Origin of the sequence: Streptomyces tricolor, assembly GCF_002155905.1 — a bacterium.
Lineage (GTDB): Bacteria > Actinomycetota > Actinomycetes > Streptomycetales > Streptomycetaceae > Streptomyces > Streptomyces tricolor.
On the sequence record NZ_MUMF01000608.1, the window covers coordinates 1 to 20038 of the forward strand.

General features: G+C 72.1%; 23 protein-coding genes. 11 read left to right on the forward strand and 12 right to left on the reverse strand.

Features of this window, described 5'->3' with window-relative positions:
• The 3 genes from CCN44_RS35110 to CCN44_RS35125 all read left to right on the forward strand — a co-directional run.
• Window positions 1-1006 (forward strand): ABC transporter permease (locus CCN44_RS35110; protein WP_414820540.1); only part of this gene is annotated, 1006 nt, incomplete at its 5' end.
• 89 nt (window positions 1007-1095) lie between these two features.
• Window positions 1096-2196 carry a substrate-binding domain-containing protein gene (locus CCN44_RS35115; protein WP_086702599.1) on the forward strand — a complete coding sequence of 367 codons (1101 nt, stop codon included), beginning with the start codon at window positions 1096-1098 and terminating at the stop codon, window positions 2194-2196.
• A gap of 333 nt (window positions 2197-2529) precedes the next feature.
• On the forward strand, window positions 2530-3072 hold the full coding sequence (locus CCN44_RS35125; RefSeq protein WP_086702559.1) for a GNAT family N-acetyltransferase: 543 nt from the start codon (window positions 2530-2532) through the stop codon (window positions 3070-3072).
• A gap of 20 nt (window positions 3073-3092) precedes the next feature.
• On the opposite strand, the gene CCN44_RS35130 is transcribed toward CCN44_RS35125, so the two are convergent.
• Together CCN44_RS35130 and CCN44_RS35135 are read right to left on the reverse strand one after the other, a co-directional pair.
• Complete coding sequence (locus tag CCN44_RS35130; protein WP_063808521.1) at window positions 3093-3350, reverse strand: hypothetical protein; 258 nt, start codon at window positions 3348-3350, stop codon at window positions 3093-3095.
• Window positions 3347-3781 (reverse strand): DUF1707 SHOCT-like domain-containing protein, encoded by a 435-nt coding sequence (locus tag CCN44_RS35135; protein WP_237482244.1) that lies wholly within the window; start codon window positions 3779-3781, stop codon window positions 3347-3349. Before CCN44_RS35135 ends, CCN44_RS35130 begins: the two co-directional genes overlap by 4 nt.
• An 84-nt stretch (window positions 3782-3865) precedes the next feature.
• Between CCN44_RS35135 and CCN44_RS35140 the strand changes: the two genes are divergently transcribed.
• On the forward strand, window positions 3866-4492 hold the full coding sequence (locus CCN44_RS35140; RefSeq protein ID WP_059247668.1) for a TetR/AcrR family transcriptional regulator: 627 nt from the start codon (window positions 3866-3868) through the stop codon (window positions 4490-4492).
• Window positions 4493-4510: 18 nt separating this feature from the next.
• Here the strand turns inward: CCN44_RS35140 and CCN44_RS35145 are convergent, their stop codons facing one another.
• Window positions 4511-5077 carry a GNAT family N-acetyltransferase gene (locus CCN44_RS35145; protein ID WP_079081280.1) on the reverse strand — a complete coding sequence of 189 codons (567 nt, stop codon included), beginning with the start codon at window positions 5075-5077 and terminating at the stop codon, window positions 4511-4513.
• Between the two features lie 84 nt (window positions 5078-5161).
• Entirely contained in the window at window positions 5162-6133 is a 972-nt protein-coding gene (locus CCN44_RS35150; RefSeq protein WP_086702562.1) for a helix-turn-helix transcriptional regulator, read from the reverse strand.
• Between the two features lie 195 nt (window positions 6134-6328).
• Between CCN44_RS35150 and CCN44_RS35155 the strand changes: the two genes are divergently transcribed.
• The 4 genes from CCN44_RS35155 (at window position 6329) to CCN44_RS35170 (ending at window position 10003) form a co-directional block, all read left to right on the forward strand.
• Window positions 6329-7423, forward strand: coding sequence for an alpha/beta hydrolase (locus CCN44_RS35155; protein WP_208639906.1), 1095 nt, complete (start codon window positions 6329-6331; stop codon window positions 7421-7423).
• 40 nt (window positions 7424-7463) lie between these two features.
• Entirely contained in the window at window positions 7464-8306 is an 843-nt protein-coding gene (locus CCN44_RS35160) for a chymotrypsin family serine protease (RefSeq protein ID WP_094374764.1), read from the forward strand.
• A gap of 131 nt (window positions 8307-8437) precedes the next feature.
• Window positions 8438-9541 (forward strand): trypsin-like serine peptidase, encoded by a 1104-nt coding sequence (locus CCN44_RS35165; protein WP_158103194.1) that lies wholly within the window; start codon window positions 8438-8440, stop codon window positions 9539-9541.
• A 63-nt stretch (window positions 9542-9604) separates the two neighbouring features.
• Window positions 9605-10003: an OmpH/Skp family outer membrane protein gene (locus CCN44_RS35170; protein WP_086702572.1), complete on the forward strand. Its 399-nt coding sequence runs from the start codon at window positions 9605-9607 to the stop codon at window positions 10001-10003.
• Window positions 10004-10229: 226 nt separating this feature from the next.
• Here the strand turns inward: CCN44_RS35170 and CCN44_RS35175 are convergent, their stop codons facing one another.
• Window positions 10230-10604 (reverse strand): beta/gamma crystallin domain-containing protein, encoded by a 375-nt coding sequence (locus tag CCN44_RS35175; protein ID WP_223283978.1) that lies wholly within the window; start codon window positions 10602-10604, stop codon window positions 10230-10232.
• Between the two features lie 722 nt (window positions 10605-11326).
• On the reverse strand, window positions 11327-11854 hold the full coding sequence (locus tag CCN44_RS44190; protein WP_143650193.1) for a hypothetical protein: 528 nt from the start codon (window positions 11852-11854) through the stop codon (window positions 11327-11329).
• A gap of 239 nt (window positions 11855-12093) precedes the next feature.
• Between CCN44_RS44190 and CCN44_RS35185 the strand changes: the two genes are divergently transcribed.
• From CCN44_RS35185 to CCN44_RS35195, 3 genes are all read left to right on the forward strand, one after another.
• Window positions 12094-12732: a helix-turn-helix transcriptional regulator gene (locus CCN44_RS35185; RefSeq protein ID WP_059247676.1), complete on the forward strand. Its 639-nt coding sequence runs from the start codon at window positions 12094-12096 to the stop codon at window positions 12730-12732.
• Between the two features lie 32 nt (window positions 12733-12764).
• Window positions 12765-13235 carry a DUF3291 domain-containing protein gene (locus CCN44_RS35190; protein ID WP_086702583.1) on the forward strand — a complete coding sequence of 157 codons (471 nt, stop codon included), beginning with the start codon at window positions 12765-12767 and terminating at the stop codon, window positions 13233-13235.
• Window positions 13236-13587: 352 nt separating this feature from the next.
• On the forward strand, window positions 13588-15198 hold the full coding sequence (locus tag CCN44_RS35195) for a TROVE domain-containing protein (protein ID WP_086702608.1): 1611 nt from the start codon (window positions 13588-13590) through the stop codon (window positions 15196-15198).
• 97 nt (window positions 15199-15295) lie between these two features.
• Here the strand turns inward: CCN44_RS35195 and pqqE are convergent, their stop codons facing one another.
• Genes pqqE through CCN44_RS35225 form a run of 6 tightly spaced genes read right to left on the reverse strand, consistent with a single transcriptional unit; the run spans window position 15296 to window position 19683 of the window.
• A complete protein-coding gene (pqqE, locus tag CCN44_RS35200; protein ID WP_059247678.1) occupies window positions 15296-16459 on the reverse strand; it encodes a pyrroloquinoline quinone biosynthesis protein PqqE in 1164 nt (387 codons plus the stop codon).
• Window positions 16456-16677 (reverse strand): pyrroloquinoline quinone biosynthesis peptide chaperone PqqD, encoded by a 222-nt coding sequence (pqqD, locus tag CCN44_RS35205; protein WP_059254780.1) that lies wholly within the window; start codon window positions 16675-16677, stop codon window positions 16456-16458. The genes pqqE and pqqD overlap by 4 nt, the downstream gene beginning before the upstream one ends.
• Window positions 16678-16724: 47 nt before the next feature.
• Window positions 16725-17489, reverse strand: coding sequence for a pyrroloquinoline-quinone synthase PqqC (gene pqqC, locus CCN44_RS35210; RefSeq protein WP_086702589.1), 765 nt, complete (start codon window positions 17487-17489; stop codon window positions 16725-16727).
• Complete coding sequence (gene pqqB, locus CCN44_RS35215; RefSeq protein WP_086702592.1) at window positions 17486-18400, reverse strand: pyrroloquinoline quinone biosynthesis protein PqqB; 915 nt, start codon at window positions 18398-18400, stop codon at window positions 17486-17488. Before pqqB ends, pqqC begins: the two co-directional genes overlap by 4 nt.
• 8 nt (window positions 18401-18408) lie before the next feature.
• Complete coding sequence (pqqA, locus tag CCN44_RS35220; RefSeq protein WP_059247681.1) at window positions 18409-18549, reverse strand: pyrroloquinoline quinone precursor peptide PqqA; 141 nt, start codon at window positions 18547-18549, stop codon at window positions 18409-18411.
• A 57-nt stretch (window positions 18550-18606) separates the two neighbouring features.
• A complete protein-coding gene (locus CCN44_RS35225) occupies window positions 18607-19683 on the reverse strand; it encodes a PQQ-dependent sugar dehydrogenase (RefSeq protein ID WP_059247682.1) in 1077 nt (358 codons plus the stop codon).
• Between the last annotated feature and the right edge of the window lie 355 nt (window positions 19684-20038).

Genomic DNA, 20038 nt, shown 5'->3' on the forward strand with positions numbered 1-20038 from the left:
CGGCCTGCCGGCCCTCGGCGTCGTCCTCTTCGTGCTCTTCTCCCTGATGCTGCCGCACACGTTCCCCACCCGGGACACGGTCCAGTCGCTCCTGTCGAACCAGTCGATCCCCGCCGTCCTCGCGCTCGCCGCCACGATCCCGATCGTGACCGGCGCGTTCGACCTCTCCCTCGGCTACGGCCTCGGCCTGGCGCACGTCATGGTGCTCCAGCTCATCGTGCACGAGGGGTGGCCCTGGCCAGGCGCCTGTCTGGTGGTGGCCGCCGGGGGTGCGGCCGTGGGCGTCCTCAACGGTGTCGCCGTCGAGTTCGGGCGGATCGACTCCTTCATCGCCACCCTCGGGACCGGCAGCATGATGTACGCCGTGACCGGCTGGGTCACCGGCGGCGGCCGGATCGTCCCCGGCCCGCGGGGGCTGCCCGCCGCCTTCACCGACCTCTACGACTCCCGGTTCCTCGGCGTGCCGGTTCCCGCCTTCTCCGTGCTGGCCCTCGCGGTCGCGCTCTGGCTGACGCTGGAGCGGCTGCCGCTCGGCCGCTCCCTCTACGTCGTCGGATCCAACCCGCGCGCCGCCGAGCTCGTCGGCATCCCGACCCGCAGGTACACCGTCTACGCGTTCACCGCGTCGGGCCTGATCGTCGCCTGCGCCGGTGTGCTGCTCGCCGCCCAGCAGCAGATCGGCAACCCCAGTGTCGGCCTCGACTATCTGCTGCCCGCCTTCGTCGGCGCCCTCCTCGGCTCCACCGCCATCAGACCCGGCCGCCCCAACGCCCTGGGCACGCTCGTCGCCGTCGCCGTACTCGCCGTCGGCCTCACCGGCATCGGGCAGCTGGGCGCCGACTTCTGGACGGTCCCGCTGTTCTACGGCGGCACCCTGCTGCTCGCCGTCGGCCTGGCCGGCTACTCCGCCCGCCGCCTGCGCACCGGGGCCGCGGCCGTCCCCGACACGCCCTCGCCACCGCCGGCCTCGGGGCGGGACGGCGACACGACGGGCAGCACACCGTGACCCGCGGCACCGGCCCCCTCGGACCACCGCGAGGAGCCGCCGCGCACCGCACGCGCGGCGTCAGGGCACGAGCGGCCGCCCTCGCCCTGCTGCTGGCCGCCGCCACCCTGGCGGGCTGCGAACGCGGCGCGCAGGACAGCCCCGGAGTCTCCCCCACGGGCCCGGGCGGCTGCCCCGCGGCACAGGCCGGAGCCCAGGCCGCCGTCAGCCGGGCGGAGCGGACCGACGTCCCCTGGAACGGGCCGGCCAAGGGGCCGGCGGCGGTCCCCGGCAAGACGATCGTGTACGTCGCGCAGACCATGACCAACCCCGGAGTCGCGGGCGTCGCACGGGGCGTACGGGAGGCCGCGAAGGTCATCGGCTGGAAGGTCCGGGTCATCGACGGCGAAGGCACCCCCGCCGGCATCCAGGCGGCGCTGAGCCAGGCCGTGACCCTCAGGCCCGCGGGCATCGTCATCGGCGGTTTCGACCCCCACTCGACCTCGCAGCAGGTCGCGCGGGCCACCGCGGCCCGCATCCCGCTCATCGGCTGGCACGCGGTCGCCGCCCCCGGCCCCAGCAGGAGCCCCCGGCTCTTCACCAACATCACCACCGACGTCGCCGACGTCGCCGCGATCAGCGCGCAGTGGGTCATCGCGCACTCCCGCGGCAACGCCGGCGTCGTCCTCTTCACCGACGCCTCGATCCCCTTCGCCCACCGCAAGTCCGAGCTGATCAGGAAGGCCCTGGCGGCCTGCCCGGGGGTACGGCTGCTGGCGTACCCGAACATCCCGATCCCGGACGCGAGCAGCCGTACGCCCCGGGAGGTCTCCTTCCTCCTCGCCCGTTTCGGGAACCGGTGGACCCACTCCGTCGCCATCAACGACCTGTACTTCGCCGACGCCGCCCCCGCCTTCCGCGCGGCCGGGAAGGAGGGCTCCGGCCCGCCCTTCAACATCGGTGCGGGCGACGGCGACCCGTCCGCCTTCCAGCGGATCAACAGCAGGCAGTACCAGGCGGCCACCGTCCCCGAACCCCTGTCGCTGCAGGGCTGGCAGATCGTGGACGAGTTCAACCGCGCCTTCTCCGGCCGCCCGGCCAGCGGTTATGTGGCGCCCGTCCACATCTCCACGGCCGAGAACAGCGAAGGGGCGACGGCCTGGGACCCCGCCGGCTACCGAGAGGCGTACCGGAGGATCTGGGGCAGGTGACGCGGGCGTCGCGGCGATGCGTCAGGGCCGGGCGTCACACCGGGACGCGCACCGTCTCCACCCAGTTCGGGGGCTGGGGCGCGGCGGAGCCGACCAGGGCGGCGATGACGCGGCAGGCCGGCTGCGCGCATGTCCGTACCGCCACATCCGCCCAGGGTGATCCGCTCGGTGGCCGTCACCTCCGCGAGGGCGGCGGCCGGTTCGGCCTCCCCCGTCGAACCCGAAGCGTCCCCACGCGCGGCAGCGGGCGGCGCGGGCTCGGCGGCGCGACGACCCGTACGGTCGCGGCTTATCCGGTTGCCACCGGCCGGTCCGGCCGGATAGGAAGCTCGCATGCTACGAGGCGGCAAGGTCGGGCTCAGGGCCCGCCACGAGGAGGACCTCCCGATCCTGCGGGCCGAGCTGTACGACGACGTGGTGAACTCCTCGCGGGCCGAAAGCGGTCCGTGGCGGCCGGTCAGCCCCGGCTCGAAGGATCCGCGGCTCTCGCTGGACGACACCCAGCCGGGGAGCGTCCCGTTCTCCGTGGTGGAGCTGGAAGGCGGCACCCTGGCCGGCACCGCGGCGCTGTGGGGCATCGACAACCACAACCGGTCGGCGCACATCGGGCTGGGACTGCTGCCGTCCTGCCGCGGCAAGGGGTACGGCACCGACGTGGTCGCTGTGTTGTGCCACTACGGCTTCGTGGTGCGCGGCCTGCAGCGGCTGCAGATGGAGACGCTGTCGGACAACGCCGCGATGCTGCGCTCCGCCGAGCGCAACGGCTTCGTCCGCGAGGGCGTGCTGCGCTCCTCGGCCTGGGTGCTGGGCGAGTTCCTGGACGAGGTCGTGCTCGGGCTCCTCGCCCAGGACTGGAAGCAGGGCCCGACGGTCTAGGCCGCCGTCCGATCGCCGCGTCAGGTGCCGGTCCCCTCGGTGTCCGCTGGTGCCGCGTTCCGTGCGGCCGGCTTTCCCGCGCCGCCACCGTCACGCTCAGGGAACACCAGCCGGGCGCCGAGGCCGATCACCCCGAGGGAGCCCAGCGCGAGGGCGTGCCGCGGCCATCGCGCCGCCCCCTCCCAGGTCTGCGGAGGGCCGAGGGCCGACCAGCACCCCAGGGCGATTCCGGCGAGGACGCCGGCGACACCCGCGGCACGGCCCCACCGCGGGCTCATGACGTCCCGTCCCCTGTCTGTGCGCCGGCGTCGTCCGTGCCCCGCGGCCAGATCGCGACGGCGACCAGTACGGCCGCCCACACGCCGAGCGGCGTGAGCGGCCAGTAGTACGTCAGCTCCCCCTTCTGGGCACAGCGCACACCCCAGATCCCGGTCATGATCACCGCTCCGCCGAGCCAGTAGCGCCATTCGGCCAGCCATTCCTTGAGGTCCTTGCGGTCCTGCTCCGCGCGGCTGGGCGCCGGTGCGGGCAGGTCGGACGTCAGAACGGCGATTTCGTCCGTGGTCCGCGCCCGCAGGGCACGTTTCGAACGGACCTCGTGCTCGGACGGGTCGAGTCGTCCTTCGGTCAGCGCCGCGGCCAGCACGTCGAGCGCTTCGTCGCGGTCACGGTCCGAGACCCGCAGAGCGGGTTCGTGTCGGTCGTCCACCCTTCTCCCCCTTCGGTGCCGTTGAGCACCTGAACTGATGAACCATTAGGATACGACTGTATTCTAAACATGGGAGGGTGAGCGATGCCCAAGGTCGTCGACAGGGAGGAACAGCGCCGCCGGATCGGTGCGGCCCTGCTCCGGCTGGTCGCCGAGCGCGGCCTCGACGAGGTGAGCGTGCGGACGGTGGCCACCGCTTCCGGCCGCTCCCCCGGCGCCGTGCAGAAGTACTTCCGCACCAAGGAGGACATGCTCACCTTCGCCGCCGAGCTGGCCGGCGAGCGCATCGAGCAGCGGATGGCCGGGGTGAGCACCGCGCTGCCGCTGCGCGAGGCGCTGCGCGAACTGGTTCTGACGACGCTGCCCGTGGACGCCGAGCGACGCGCCGAGGCCACCGTGCAACTCGCCTTCGCCGTCCACGCGGCACACCATCCGCGCCTCGCCGCGATCCGGCGTCAGGTCGACCAGGAGATCCGCCAGGCGCTCGCCGCCTGGCTGGAGTCGGCCGGGCACGAGTCCCACGCGACGGCCGTGGCCGACGCGGTGATCGCGGTGTCCGACGGCCTGGCCCTGCGCATGCTGTACGCCCCCCAGGAGCACGAGCAGCTGCTGACCGCCCTGGACCGGACACTGAACGCCCTGATCCCCGGCCCCGGTTCGCGCGCCGAGCCCTCGCTCGGCGGCACGGCACCGGACGAGAGCGGATCTTGAGCCAGGGACGCTCTCGGTTCATGCGGCAGGGAAGGACCCGCCTCGGTTCGAGCGGGCGCTGTACTGGTCCGACGACAACGCGAAGACCCGTACGCGCCGACCGCCGGTGGGGTTGACGGTCTCACGGACCGGACGCATCCCCAGTTTGGTCATGATCCGTTCGGAGGCGTCGTTGCCCACTTGGGCGATGCTGACGATCCGCTCCAGCCGTCGCTCCTCGAACCCGAACCGGACAGCGGCCGCGGCGGCCTCGGTGGCCAGGCCCTGCCCCCAGTGGGCACGCCCCAGCCGCCAGCCGACTTCGACTGCCGGCAGCACCTCCGGCAAGAAGCCGGGCACCGAAAGGCCGGTGAACCCGGCCAGCTCGCCAGTGGCCCGGATCTCCACGGCGAACAGGCCGAAGCCCCGTGACTCCCACTCGCTCTCCCATGCCTGGATCCCGTCGCGGGTCTGCTGTTCGTCACGGACGCTGCCGTCACGGATCCACCGCATGACCTCGGGGTCGGCGTTGACGGCAGCCATGGGCGCGACGTCTTCCTCGCGCCAGCGACGCAGGATCAGACGGGGAGTCTCCAGCGTGACCATCCCGTCATTCTGGATCACGACATGGCCTCTCCACCATCGTCACCAGGCACTGGCGGGGCCACGGCATCGGCCGGCACCGCGGGTTCAGAGCCAGCCGCGCCGCGCCGCCTGGACCCCCGCCTGGAAACGGGTGGTGGCGCCCAGGCTGTCGAGGAGGGCGGAGACGCGGCGCACGACGGTGCGGCGGCCCAGGCCCAGGTGTCTGGCGATCGCTTCGTCGGTGGCGCCGCTGGCCATGAGAGTGAGGATCCGGCGGTCCCGGGCGTCGATCGGCGTACCGATGCCCGCCGCCGATACCGGAACGGCGAGTCTCCACAGCGACTCGAAGGTGTTGGAGAGCGCCTGGAGCAGACCGGAGGGACGGATCAGGAGGGAGACGAGTCCGGGGCGGTCGTCGGCGGCGAGAGTGACCACCGCGAGATCGTTGTCACGGATCGCCAGTTTCATGGGCGGATCGTCCAAGGTCCGTGCCTGTTCCCCGGCTTCGATCATGCGGGCCATGTTGGGCCAGGCGATCGGGTCGTCGAAGGCGGAACCGTGGTAGATGGCGCGGTAGACGACGCCGGCGGCCATGCGCTCGCGCTGCAGCGCCTCCTGCGCGAGGTAGTGGTCGGAAGTGCCGGAGTACGGTGGCACGTCGATGGCGCGGAGCTGGTGGCGCACCGACTGCTGGAGCTGCCTGCTGACCGCCAGGACGCGTACGGGGTCCTCGACGACTTCGAGCGCCTCGTAGTGACCGGCGTCCCTCCTGGCGGAGCGGTAGAGCCGTTCCATCTCCGTACCGGTGTGCCGCAACGCGGTGCGCACCACGTCATCGCGCCGCAGCAGCGCCTCGACGACCTGGGTGGGCGGCACCGCTTCCCAACGGCTCCGCGCGTCCCCGGAATCAGCCGTCAGCACGATGTCCTCGGCGGCGAGTTCCTCCAGCACCGCCCGGACGGCCGTCTCACTCAGTCCGGTCCCGGCCGCCAACCGCGGGGCGGACGCGTGCGGGTGACCGACCAGGAACCGGTAGACCCGCCCGCGGTCGGAGTCCGGGTCGAACACGTCATGCACGGCTTCCCCCCTCGCCGAACCGGGGCCGGTCAGCCCAACCCCTCTCAGATTACTGCCGGGTTGGCGCAATGGCGCCAGTGGCCCGACTGCGCCACGTGTACGTATGGCGTCACGTGGAGTGATGCGGTGAGATGCTCCGTGACCGGCTGACCACCCGTCCCGTCCCCTCGCATCAAGCCCCCTTGAGGACACCTGATGAGATCAGCTCTGCCCACCCGGCTCACGCGTGCGACGGCGGCGGCCCTCGCCCTGGCGGCGGCCCTCCTTCTTCCGGGTACGCCGTCCGCGCACGCCGAGGGTCCGGGCGCGCGCCCACCGGAGATGACCGACGGCTTCGGACTGACCCAGGTCGGCACCGCCACCGGCTCCGCCACCAACTTCGTCGTCACCGTGACCACGCCCGAGGTCGACGGCGAGCACCGCGTCCGGATCCTGCTGCCCGCCGACTACGCCGACCGCCCCGACAAGCGCTACCCGGTGCTGTACTTCCTGCACGGCGCGTCGGACGATCCGGGCAACCCGAACGTGGCCTACCCGGCCCTCACCGCGGCCCAGTCGATGATCACCGTCATTCCGGACGGAGGCCGGAGGGGCTGGTACACCAACTGGCTCGACCAGGGCACCGCCGCCGGGGCGCAGAACTGGGAGAACTTCCACATCTCTCAGGTGATCCCGTTCATCGACACCAATCTCCGCACCGTTTCCGCGCGCAGGGCGCGGGCCGTCGCCGGGCTCTCGATGGGCGGCTTCGGCGCGCTGCACTACGCCCAGAGACATCCGGGCCTGTTCAGTCAGGTCGCTTCGCTCTCCGGTGCCAACGAACTCTCGCTCCGGCACGCCGTCATGCGCGCGGCCGTCGTCGCCACGCTGACGAACATCGGAGCCCCGCTGTGCGGCAGTTCGAACCCCACGTGCAGTCTCGACTTCGGGCCTGCGGTGTCCAGCGACGCCGTCTTCGGCACGCCGTATCCGGTCTTCGGCGCCGACTGGCGCTGGGACGAGGCGGATCCGGTGGCGCACATGGACGTCCTGGCCCGGGCCGGTACCGGCGTCACGCTGTACACCGGGAACGGGCAGGGCATCCCCGCCGAACCGGAGTTCTGGGTCCGGTCGGCGTCCCAGCACGCCAAGGAGCGTCTGGACCAACTCGGACACCCTTCCCATTACGTCGACTACGGGGACGGCTCCGGGTGGGGCGACGACTGCGACGGCAGCCACACCAGCGGCTGCTGGGCGCAGGACCTCGTCGACTTCGTGCCGCGTCTCGAAGCGGCGTTCGCGTCCTCCTGACCGCTCCTCCCCCTCACCCTCCGACAGACAGGGTTGGCACATGATCAGACGATGGTGCGTCCTGGTGCTGAGCCTCACGGTCCTGTGGACCGTGGCAGCAGGCGCGGCCCGGGCCGAGACGGGCAAGCGCGTCCACAACGGGATGCAGATCCTCTTCAGTCCGTCGACACCGTCCGCCTTCTGCACCATCGGCGCGGTGGGCAACGACAAGTACGGGCACCGGATCGCCATCTCGGCCGGTCACTGCCTCAACGACCCCGACGGCACCTACGCGGACCGCGAGATCCCGGACGACGTCGCGCCCGTCTACGACCGGGCGGATCCCGCTTTCGGCCCGATCGGACACGTGCGCTACTTCAAGGACCCCGAGGGATCGCAGACCGGTCACATGACCAAGGACTACATGATCATCGAGCTGGTCCCGCAGGTGACGCTGTCCTCGCAGGGCCCTTACCTGAAGCAGACCGGCGAGGTACGGGTTCCCGGCGGAACCGCCAGTCCGAACGCCCTGCGGCCCGCGCTCGACTCCGAGCGGCTGCTCGCCACCGGGAACGAGGAACTCATCGTTGCGGGCCAGACAGGTGTGTGGTTCGGAACCATCATGGACACCACCGGCGGCATCTACCGGTCGCCGGCCGCCCACCTGCCGGGTGACTCGGGCGGACCGGCCGTCCGGCACGTACCGGGGAGCGAACTTCCCTCCCAGGAGAACGGCTTCCAGGCCGAGGGCCCCTGGGCCGGGATCACCAAAGCGATCACTTTGTCCCTGCCGCCGTTCGAATACACCAGCTCGGCCAACATCCTCGCCGACCTGCGCGCCCGGGACGCCGTCACACCCGGCGGCGTGTACGGCGCGGGCTTCGAGGTGACCGGCAACCCGTGAAGCCGGCCGCCGGCCCCGGACGCGCACCGCCGCGAGGCGGAGAGCCGGCATCGGCCTCCCCGGCGCAGCCGTCCGCACCGACCACCCCGAGGAACCGACCACCCCGAGGAGGGGAAGCATTGCTCACCCGCATGCCGTCACGACATGCCCTCACCGCCGTACTCGGCCTGCTCGCCCTGACCGCCGCGCTGCTGACCGCCGCGCCCCCGGCCCGAGCCGCTGTCCCCGCCTTCGAACTCCGCCCGCTGGTCCCGGCCGGCCCCGACCACCAGGAAAGACTCAGGGCCGAGGTGGAGTACTGGACCCTCGGGAAGATGGCCGACGCCGGCCTCAACAACGAAGACCGGGACGCGACCGCGCCCCCCGGCGGCTGGGACGACCTCAGCAGGCCGTGGCCGCGGGAGCACGGGCGCATCTCACGCACCGCAGGCAAGATCTTCATGGAGTACACGGACGTGGAGACCGGTGCCACCTCGACATCGTCGTGCTCCGGCAACGTGGTGAGCAGCGCCAACCGCAGCGTCGTACTGACCGCCGCCCACTGCCTGCGCATCCACACCCCGCTCGACGTGGGCTTCGGCAACGTCGTCGCCACCAACATGGTGTTCGTGCCGGGATTCGACGGAGCGAACCTGCCCCGTGACACCTCCAGCACACGGCTCCCGGGCAAGGACATCGCCCCGTACGGGGTCTGGGGGGTCACCCGCCAGTGGATCACCCACACCTGGAGCCGGAGCGCCGACTGGCTGCTGGGACGTGACATGGCCTCGGTCGTCGTGGCCAACCCCGACGATCCCCGCCCGATCGCCGAGGTCACCGGAGGCCAGGAGGTCGCGTTCGGCCAGCCGCAGAACCAGACCCACCACGTCTTCGGCTATCCGACCATCAACGAACGCAACCACTACCGCCCCGGCAACGTGCCCGCCGCGCTCCAGCGGACCTTCGACGGCCGCAGTCTCATGGTCACCCAGGGCACCACCCACAACGATCCCGTCTACTACAACGACGTGCTGGCCGGCGCCCAGTCGCCCGGGTGCAGCGGCGGCGCCCTGCTGCAGAACTTCGATCCCGCCACCGGTGCGGGCGTCCAGGTCGGGGTCTTCTCCCGTTACGACGACCCCGCCCAGATCATCGGCATCCTGGGCTGGGTGCAGGGCCCCAACATGAGTTCCACCCACTTCGGCGCCGAGGAACAGGCCGTCTACAACGCCGCCCAAGCGGCAAGCCCGGCGTAGACCGTCGGTGCGCGCCGGGACGCGAGCGCGCAGGACCGCGACCGTCAAGGAGGAGAGAAAGGCGTGGCACTGTTCAGGCGCGGGGACGGTCACCACCGCGGGGACGACCACGACAACCGCTGGACGGACGAGAACGGCTGGACCACCGACCGCATGAGCGACGGAACGATCTTCCGGTGGCGGGTGCGCATGGAACGCATCGGCGACATCCTCCCCGAGTACAAGGAAGCGCTGGAGGCCGTGGCCCGCGAAGAGGGCTATACCTACCGGGAGTACGTCGCCTGGGCCGCGAACCTGACCGACGCCCGGATGAACGACACCCGTGACCGGATCAGGAACGGGCTGGCCGGTCCGCGCGAGGCCGCCCTGTACCGCTGCTGGCTGGGAGCCCGCCTCGCCGTGCACGAGGTCCAGTACCGCCTGGAGGTCCGCCCCGGAAAGTTCATCTGGAGCGGCCGCTGACGTCTGGCGGAAGGAGATCCCGGTCGCGGACGACGACGGGACCCACGGCCGACGGCTTCGACATCCGCCACGCGGTGATGCGGACGACCGCCGTGAGCCGGGGAATGCGTGGCTGTCGTCGCCCGGCATCGTCACCTCGTGCACGTCCGCCGGATCGGCGACCAGGGCGTCGCGCCACAAAAAAAAGGGGGGCGCCCCGAAAGGCGCCCCCGGACGTTCTTCGGTATCAGTGAATCCTGATCGAAATGATCTGGTGGATGTGGCCCGGGTTCCACGAGCTCCACTTCTGCAGAGTGATGGTTTCGAGCCTCGGATCGCTCAGATTCCGCTGGAACTGGAGAGTCACGACATTGTTTCCGGACTCGACCCAGTTCACCCCGTAGATGGCGACGGGCATCGTTCCGGCGTTGGCGAAACAGAGCGTGTCGCGGCCCTCGTTGTTGTGGATTTCGAGGTAGCTGTTCTCGTTGCAGTCCGTACGGTTGATGGTCGGCCCGATGGCGGAAGCCGTGGTGGGAGCTGCCGTGGCTGCCGCGGCGGGCACGACCGTGGCGGCCAGCGCGGCTGCGGCGACTGCTGCGACACCGAGGGAACGACGCACGGAGAGTCTCATTCTTTTCCTTTTCTGCGCGGGACTTGGTGACCTTACCGTCGCACACGCACCAGCACTCTTGAAAGCGCTTACCAGCCAGATCGGCCCCCTCGCAGATGCTCCTACGGGCGAGGTGAGCGACACCACGTTTAAGTCGACTGTAGTCGTTATTCGCAGTTCGGCAGCGTGTCGGGATAACCAAGTCCGGAGCGGGCGGAGGTCGCACCACGGAAGAGCGATGCAGAGGCGTTATGGGCGGCACGTACGTGATCAGGGGCTACATGGGGGAGACGGAACCCGACAAGAGAAAGCCGAAAATCGCGGAATACAGACGAGCGCTCGGCGCAGCACCGAGCACGGCCCCGCCCAGGACCACGCCGACAAGACATAGCTCGGGCACCACTCGGCTTCCCCTGCGTACCGCCGCTGTGTCCCGGCCGACGGCGCGCCGGGCCACCGCCGTGACGCCGCTCAAGGTGGCGTGAGGCCGGCCCGGTGCAGGTCCTCGTGGCGCGGTCCGGCCTGGTGAGGGCGGGCGTCGGAGCGCCTCAGCGGCCGACTTCGGTGGCTGGACCATGGAGGAGTCGGCGGCGGAGCCGGCCGAGCCGTTCACCACCAGGGCTCAGGCCATGCCGGCCACCCGCCGCGCCAAGACCGCCACCATCTTCCTGACCGGACTCCACGTCGCTGCCCTTTTCATCCATTCGGCCAGACGATCCGAAGGAAACGCTCTAGCCCACCCAGCTCCGCAACAGCCTCTCCCGTTCCGCCCCGCGGGGCGACCCGCCCTCCCAGGCGCGGCCCCACTCCGACATCGCCGCCAGCGTCGTGGCCATCGTCGCGGCGCCCTCCGTGAGGCGGGACAGGAGGGCGCGGGAGAGGTCGATCTCGGTCTGGGGGTAGCCGACGGCCGCGGCGACGTAGGCTCCCAGCTCGCGCTCCCCGTCGGCGGATCCCACGCGCACCGTCATCATCGCCGGAGCCTCGTCCGCCCAGACCGAGCCCCCGGGCAGGGCCAGCTCCTTCACCGTCCCGAGCGCCAGGTCCGTGACCGCGCCGACCCGTCGCATCAGGGACTTCACGGGGACGTCCGCCACCGTCAGGGTGCTCACGTCCTCCCACAGGCAGAGGCTGGACTGTCCGTCGCCGAGGCCCACCACGCCCTCCGGGGTCAGGCGTACCCCGGGCGCCAGCCCGGCCGGCTTCGCGCCCACGTACACATCGCCCTCGGCGATCCAGAACAGGCCGACCATGGCCATGGGTTGCTCACTTCCCCCGACGACGGCGCCGCCGTCGCGTCAGACATCGAACGATCAGTCGTCCTCCGCAACGCACGAGGGGGGCGCGGAGTTCCCGCTTCCCGACCCCCGCGACAAGGCCCACGCCGGCGGCGTCAGCACGAGCACCCGGTGCCCGGGCGTCGCCGCCGCCGTCCGCCCCGGGCGCCCTGCTCCGCCGCCCGTGTTTCTCAAGCCCTCGTTGGTCATAGAGTCGGTTCGTGACTGACGAAGACTCCACGTTCGATGTACTGGGCCTGCTGAGCGACCCCGTGCGCCGTCGGCTCTACCGCTGCGTCGCCGCCGCCCCCGAGGAGGTGTCCCGCGACGCCGCCGCGGAAGCGGCCGGGGTCTCCCGGTCGCTGGCCGCCTTCCACCTGGACAAGCTGGTCGAGGCCGGGCTGCTCGCCGTGTCCTTCCGGCGGCTGTCCGGGCGCACCGGTCCCGGCGCGGGGCGGCCGGCGAAGCTGTACCGGCGCGCCGAGGGCGAGCACGCCGTCTCCGTGCCGCCGCGGTCGTACGACACCGCCGGCCGGCTGCTCGCCGAGGTGCTGGAGAACGCGGGACTGGACCGGGAACTACAGGCCGCGGCGAGGGCGGCGGGCGCGGCACAGCCGGATGCGCGTGCCGACGACGTGGTGGCGGCGCTGCGGGCCCGCGGCTACCAGCCCTTCCGGGACGGGGAGACGCTACGGCTGCGCAACTGCCCCTTCCACGCGCTGGCGACGGAGTTCCCCGCCCTGATCTGCGGGATGAACCTGGCGCTCATCGAGGGGCTGGTGCCCGAGCCGTGGTCCGCGGCGATGGACCCGTGCCCCGGCGGCTGCTGCGTCGCCCTTTCTAAAAAGAAAAATGATTGACTATAGAAGACGGGCCGGGCCATGCTTGCTCCATGACTGAGCATCACTTGGCGCAGGTCAACATCGGCCGCATCGTCGCCCCCCTGGACAGCCCGGAGTTGGCCGACTTCGTCGCCCAACAGCCGGAGATCAACGCACTTGCGGACCGGAGCCCGGGATTCGTCTGGCGCATGGTCGACGACGGCGGCGCGGACGCGACCGGCCTCCGCCCCGACGGGAACGACGCACTGCTGCTGATCAACTGCTCGGTCTGGGAGTCGGTCGAAGCCCTGCGGAACTTCACGTACCACAGCGATCACCTGCGCGTGCTGAGCCGCCGCCGGGAGTGGTTCCGCCGCATGGCCGAGGCGCACCAGGCCATGTGGTGGATCCCGGCCGGCCACCGCCCCACCGTCGCCGAGGCGATGGAGCGGGTCGCGCTGCTGCGCGAACACGGCCCCGGACCCGAGGCGTTCACCTTCCGCGACCCGTACCCGGCCCCGGCCCCGGCGGTGCGGCTCTGAACCCCGCACGAAACAGCGGTCACCGGCATGCGCCGGGGCGAGGACAGCGCACAGGAGTCCGGCGGCGGGCCGTCCAGCAGGGGCAGCCCGTACCGGGCCGGCGGATCGCCGGCGTTTAATCGCTGGTGCACGGCCTGCCGGCCCTTGTAAGTTGGCTTCGCGACCGCGCCTCCGATGCGCCCGGCTGCGGCTACTTCCTTCTGACAACCAAGTGACGCCGCCGCCCCTTTGATCTCGGCAGGCGCGGGCGCTCCCGCCCCGTCCGTCCTTCTGACCGGGGCCTCCCGTCCTTCGAATCCGGGGGGATTCGCTGCCTCGTCACACCCCACGCGTCTCCAAGATGTGGCCCGAGATGCTCGTGGCCCCGCACATCTCCGCCGCCGCCCGCGCCGTGCCCCCACCACGGCCCCGGCACCGGCCCGCATCACCGCAGCTGCGCACCCACGAGGGCGGCCCGGCCTTCGTCCGGGAGCCCCGGGAGGAGCTGTTCCTCCTCGCGGTGGGCAACTTCGTCTCGCAGCAGACCTTCTACGAGAGCGGCGAGGAGCGGGACGACCGGTACACCCGCCTCGTCGGGGAACTCGCCGTCCAGGACCCCGCGTGGACGGCGGGGCTGCTGCGATGGCTGCGCGGCGAGGGCAACATGCGTACGGCGTCCCTGGTGGGCGCCGCCGCGTACGTGCGGGCCCGGCTGGCGGCCGGGGCGACCGGCGGCCCGGCCAACCGGTCCGTGATCGACTCGGTCCTCCAGCGCGCCGACGAGCCCGGCGAGCTGCTGGCCCACTGGGTCTCGGCGTACGGGCGGAAGGTGCCGCAACCCGTGAAGCGGGGCATCGCCGACGCCGTCCGCCGGCTGTACACGTCCCGGTCCCTGCTCAAGTACGACACCCCGTCCAAGAACTTCCGCTTCGGCGACGTGCTCAACCTGGTGCACGCCTCTCCCGATCCGGACAAGCCCTGGCAGGGCGCGCTCTTCCAGTACGCCCTGGACCGCCGATACCACCCGGAGCGAGCGGTTCCGCCGCCGTCCGACCGCCTGCTGACCGCCCACCGGGCGCTGATGGAGTCCGCCCCGCACGAGCGGCGGGCGATGGTGACCGGGCCGGGCGGCTCCGAGCGGCTGGCCGCTGCGGGCATGACGTGGGAGTCCCTGGCGGGATGGCTGCACGGACCGATGGACGCGGCCGTCTGGGAAGCCGTGATCCCCACGATGGGGCCGATGGCGCTCCTGCGGAATCTGCGGAACTTCGACGAGGCGGGGATCTCGGACGAGGTCGCGGCCCGGGTGGCCGCCCGGCTGTCGGACGCCACCGAGGTCGCCCGGTCCCGGCAGTTCCCCTTCCGCTACCTCGCCGCCCACCGGCACGCGCCGTCGCAGCGCTGGGCGGTCGCGCTGGAGCGGGCGCTGGCCCACTCCCTGGCCAACGTACCGGCCCTGCCCGGCCGGACGCTGATCCTGGTGGACCGGTCCGACTCCATGTTCTGGGACACCCTGTCCGAGCGGTCGAAGCTGACCCGGGCGGACGCGGCGGCCGTGTTCGGCACCGCACTGGCCATGCGCGCCGAGCAGGCGGACCTGGTGGAGTTCGGCTGGCGCAGCGCGGTGGTCCCGTTCGAGCCGGGCGAGCCGGTGCTCGATGTGCTGAAACGGTTCCACAGCCTCGGCGGCACCCACACCACGAAGGCGGTGCGGACCCATTACCGGGAGCACGACCGGGTCCTGATCGTCACCGACGAGCAGGCCGCCCCCGACGCTCCCGGCGCGGTGCCCGAGCCGGTCCCGGCCGACATCCCGGTCTACACATGGAATCTGGCGGGGTACCGGCCCGCCCACGGCCCCACGGGCCCGCACCGGCACACCTTCGGCGGCCTCGCGGACGCCGCGTTCCGGATGGTCGGCCTCATCGAGGCCGGCCGCGAGGCCGCTTGGCCGTGGACCGAGGCACCCCCCGACGCGAGCTAGGCCCGCGCCGGGGGCACACGATCCGCCGGTCGGCCGAACGGTGATGGGGGGACCCCGTACAGGACGGCCCCGGGCTGCGCAGGCGGGCCGGGGCCGGTCAGCCGTCCGTCGCGACGACGGAGGGGGCCGGTCCCGCTGCCGGTGCCGGTACCGCCCCGGGACGGCGGTAGACGTACGGCGGCGGCTCGGGACGGCCCGCGTCGGCCGGCTCGCGGACGAGGTGGTGGTCGGGCGAGAGCGCGCAGGCCGGATCGGTGCGGGCGGCGTCGCCGGTGAGCGCGAACGCCTGGCAGCGGCAGCCGCCGAAGTCCTCCTCCCGGCGGGGGCAGCCGCCGCAGGGGCCCGTCATCCAGTCGGTGCCGCGGAAGCGGTTGAAGGCCGCGGAGTGCTCCCAGATCCAGGCGAGCGGACGCTCGCGCACGGTGGGCGGGTGCAGGTCCGGCAGCGAGGCCGCCGCCGGGCACGGCAGGACGGTGCCGTCCGGCGCGACGGTGAGCGAGACCGCTCCCCAGCCGCCCATGCACGGCTTGGCCACGCCGTCGAAGTAGTCGGGGACGACCCACACCAGGTCGATCCGGCCGGCGAGCTGCTCCCGCCGGCGCTCCACCGTCTCCCGCGCGCGGGCCAACTGGTCGCGGGTCGGCAGCAGCGCGGCCCGGTTGAGCAGTCCCCAGCCGTAGAACTGCGTGTTCGCCAGCTCGACGCGGTCCGCGCCCCAGGCCACGCCCAGGTCGATCAGCGCGTCCACGGCGTCGAGGTTGTCGCGGTGCAGCACGACGTTCAGACCGAGCGGCAGCCCGGCCCGGCGGACGAGCGCCGCGGCCCGTTCCTTGGCGGCGAAGGAGGAGGGGCGTCCGGCGATGCGGTCGCCGGCCCGCGGGTCGGCGTGCTGGACGGACAGCTGGACGCTGCGCAGCCCCGCCGCGGTGAGCGCGGCCAGCCGGGCCTCGTCCAGGCCGGTGCCGCTCGTGACCAGCTGTGTGTAGATCCCGGCGGCCTCGGCGGCGGCGACGATCCGCTCCAGGTCGGGGCGCAGCAGCGGCTCGCCGCCGGAGAGATGGGTGTGTACGACGCCCAGGTCACCGGCCTGGCGCAGGACGTCCGTCCACTCGTCGGTGCTCAGCTCGGCGGAGCGGCGGGCCAGTTCCAGCGGGTTCGAGCAGTACGGGCAGTGCAGCGGGCAGGCGTGGGTGAGTTCGGCGAGCAGGGCCCACGGGGGTGCGGGCCGTGCGGCGGCACCGGGGTTCGCGGGGGCGGTCATGTCAGCCAGCCCTCCTGCCGCATGCTGTCGAGGAAGCCGGGGACGCTGTCGGCCACCGGCGCGCCCGGGAAGCGCTCGGCCAGCTCGCCGACGATGCCGGGCACGGTGCGGGTGCCGTCGCACAGGCCGACGACCATGCCGGCGTGCCCTTTGAGGACGACCACGCGTTCCGGCAGGACCAGCAGGTCCGTGCCGCGCACGGCGTCGTGCCGCAGCATCAGCGCGGGGGCGAGCGCCGGGCACCACTGGTCGGCGGACCGCGCCGTCACACCCGCTCCCGCGGGCCGTCATGCCCGGCGCGCTGCGGTACGGTGCGCTGCCGCACGGCGTGCTGTTGCACGGCGTCGAGCAGGGCCCACAGCACCTCGCACTTGAAGGAGAGCGCGGCCACGGCGCTCTCCTGCTCCTCGCGGCTGCGGGCCCACCGCAGTACGAGGTCCAGCGCCTCGGCGCTGTCGCGCCGGCCCTGGTCGACGCGGGTGCGGAAGTAGCCGAGCCCGTCCGCCGCGATCCAGGGATAGTGGCGCTCGAACGCCTCGATGCGCAGGCGCATCAGATCGGGAGCGGTCAGCTCGGTGAGCGAGGCGGCGACGGCCTCCAGGGGGGAGCGCAGCCGGCAGAAGTTGACGTACCCCTCCACGGCCAGCCGGACGCCCGGCAGTACGGACTCGCCCGACAGCAGGGTCCGGCGGTCCAGGCCGGCCGCCTCGCCGAGCCGCAGCCAGCGCTCGATGCCGCCCTCGCCCTCGTCGCGTCCGTCGTGGTCCTCGATCCGCCGCAGCCACATGCGCCGCAGCCGCGACGAGTCCAGCTTCGCGAGGATCAGCGCGTCCTTGACCGGGATGTGCCGCTGGTAGTGGAAGCGGTTGGTGATCCAGCAGCGCACCTCGTCCGGGGTGAGGTCGCCCTGGTGCATGCGGAGGTTGAAGGGGTGCCGGTCGTGGTACCGGTCCTGGCCCACCGCGCGCAGCCGGGCCTCGAACTCGGCGGGGCTCCACGGCTTCGCCGGCGGGGCGAGTGTCGTCGTCACAGCTCGATCACCATTCCGTCGTCGGCCACCTCGAGGCCCAGCCGGGCGAGCCGCTTGTGCTGCGGCGCGGCGGGGTCGACGAGGGGATTCGTGTTGTTGAGGTGGGTGTACAGGCAGCGGGCGGACAGGGTGGCGAGGATGCGTGCGGTGCCGGCCGGTCCGTCGATGGGCAGATGGCCCATGCCCGTCGCGGTGCGCGGGGAGATGCCGGTGCGGCGGGGCTCCTCCTCGTCCCAGAAGGTCCCGTCGACGATGACGCAGTCGGCCTCGGCGGCGGCTCGGTGCAGCGCGTCCGACCAGGCGGCGACGGCCGGGGCGTACAGGGCGGTCCGGCCGGTGACCGGGTCGTACAGGCGCAGCGCGACGACCCACGCGTCGTCCTCGGGTGCGTCGGCGGCGTAGCGTGGCCGCTTGCCGGAGACGGGCACGGCGCTGATCCGTACGCCGGAACCGGCCGGGCCGCTCGCGTCGGCGCCGAGCGGCTGTGTCCGCCGGTGCTCCAGGTCCCGCCAGGTCAGGGTGGTGTACGGGGTGAGGACCGCGCCGAGGCCGAGGCGGCCGTCGACCGCCTGGCGGACCGGGGCGGTGGCGAGGATCTCCAGGCCGTCGGCCTCGCGCAGCCGCCAGATGCCCAGCGTGTGGTCGAGTTCGGCGTCGGTGAGAACGACTCCGGCGATCGGTGTCTGCCGGGGGCCGGGCCCGGGGTGGAGGACCGGGTGGGTTTCGATCTGGTCGCCGATGTCGGGGGTGGCGTTGACGAGGTACCAGCGGCCCTCGTCGGTACGGACGGCCAGCGAGGCGTGCCGGCGGCGCCGCCCGGGGTGGGCGCGTGCCCCGGAGCACCCGGGGCACGCGCAGTTCCACTGGGGGATGCCGCCGCCGGCCGCGGTGCCGAGCACCTGCAGCAGCATGGCGGGGGTTAGCGGACGCTGAGGGAGTAGGCGGTGACCTCCAGCGCGGTGTCCACGATCGCGTACCCCGGCGTCTGCCAGGCGGTCGGGGCGGTCTCCTCGGCGGTGGCCCGGGCGGGCTGCTCGATCTGCTCGACGGCTTCGTTCATGGTGCGTGCCTTCCTTTCGGCGAGGGGGTGTTCACCTCCCGGTGCGGGAGGGGGCCTTCACTTGATGGTCACTTTGAGGAGGAGGTCCTTGTCGTTGCCTCGGTCGCTCGTGCCCACCCAGAGCTGGTCGGCGCCGGGGACCTTGGCCAGCGCCCGGAGCCGGCCGTAGGCGCCGTTGTAGTAGGCCGTCGCGGGTCCGACGTCCTCGCCGGTGGAGTCGATCGGCATCCGCCACAGCCGCCGGCCGCTCAGCGTGGTGGCGTAGAGGACGTTGTCGACGACCGCGACCTGGGCGGGCACGCCTCCCTCGTCGGGGTCCCAGACCATCTTCGGATTCGTCGTTCCGGCGGCGTTGCAGGTGCCCTCGCAGGTCGGCCAGCCGTAATTCCGGCCCGGTTTGACGAGGTTGAGTTCGTCCCACTTCTCCGCGCCGATCTCGGTGGACCACAAATGCCCGGCGCGGTCCCAGGCCAGCCCCTGGGGATTGCGGTGGCCGTAGCTGTAGACGCGTGTTCCGAACGGGTTGCCGGGAGCCGCGGCACCGCTCTTGGTGATCCGCAGGATCTTTCCGTTGAGCGACTTCTTGTCCTGGGCGAGCTGGCGCTTCTGGGCGTCGCCGGTGGTGACGTACAGATATCCGTCGGGCCCGAACGCGATCTTTCCGCCGTTGTGCTGGCTGTCCCTCGTGATTCCGGTCAGGATGGGGTCGTACCCGCTCAGCTTGTTGCCGTCGAAGCGCATCTTGACCACACGGTTGTCCTCACGCGTGGTCTCCATGAAGAACACGTCCTGGTCGGTCGTGCCGTTCCAGGTCGGTGACACGGCGACGCCCAGCAGCCCGCCCTTGTCCTGGGTCTCCTCGCTCCACACCGCCTCGGGCACCGTGCCGACCTTCTTCTTCGCGCCGTCCAGGGCGACCTTCCAGACGTCGGCGGTGTCGCGTTCCGTCACCAGCGCCGCCTTGTGGCCGCGGAGGAACGAGATCCCCCAAGGGGTCGTCAATTGCTTGGTGAGGGTGCTGATGCCCGACGGCGCACCGGCCGCACGGGGGACGGCGGGTGCATCATCCGCCGTCGCGGGCTGCCCGGACACGCCGACGGCCATGACGGCGGTGACAGCGGTGAGCGCGGCCATGCCCGGGCGGACCCGATGCAGCGCCGAATGCGCCAAACGTGACATCTGAAGCCTTTCCTGTCGTGGCGCGACCGCGTGATTCAACGACGGAAACGACGCGGCCGACTGCGATACGAGGGGGTGCTCATTGCTGCGCCGCATCGTGGTGGCCCCGGTGAAAAAACGTGGGCCGAAGCGTGGCAATGACTCCTTTCTGGAGTATCGAGCGCCCCTTGAAGCATTGGCCACCGGGATCCGCCCATCCTGCTGACGGACCGTCTCCCGGCGTCGGGACTGCGCATGTCTGCGAGCTTGCGGGCCGACCCGGCCGCGACCGGCCCGCCGACACCGGGAAGTCCCTCCCACGAGTGACCGC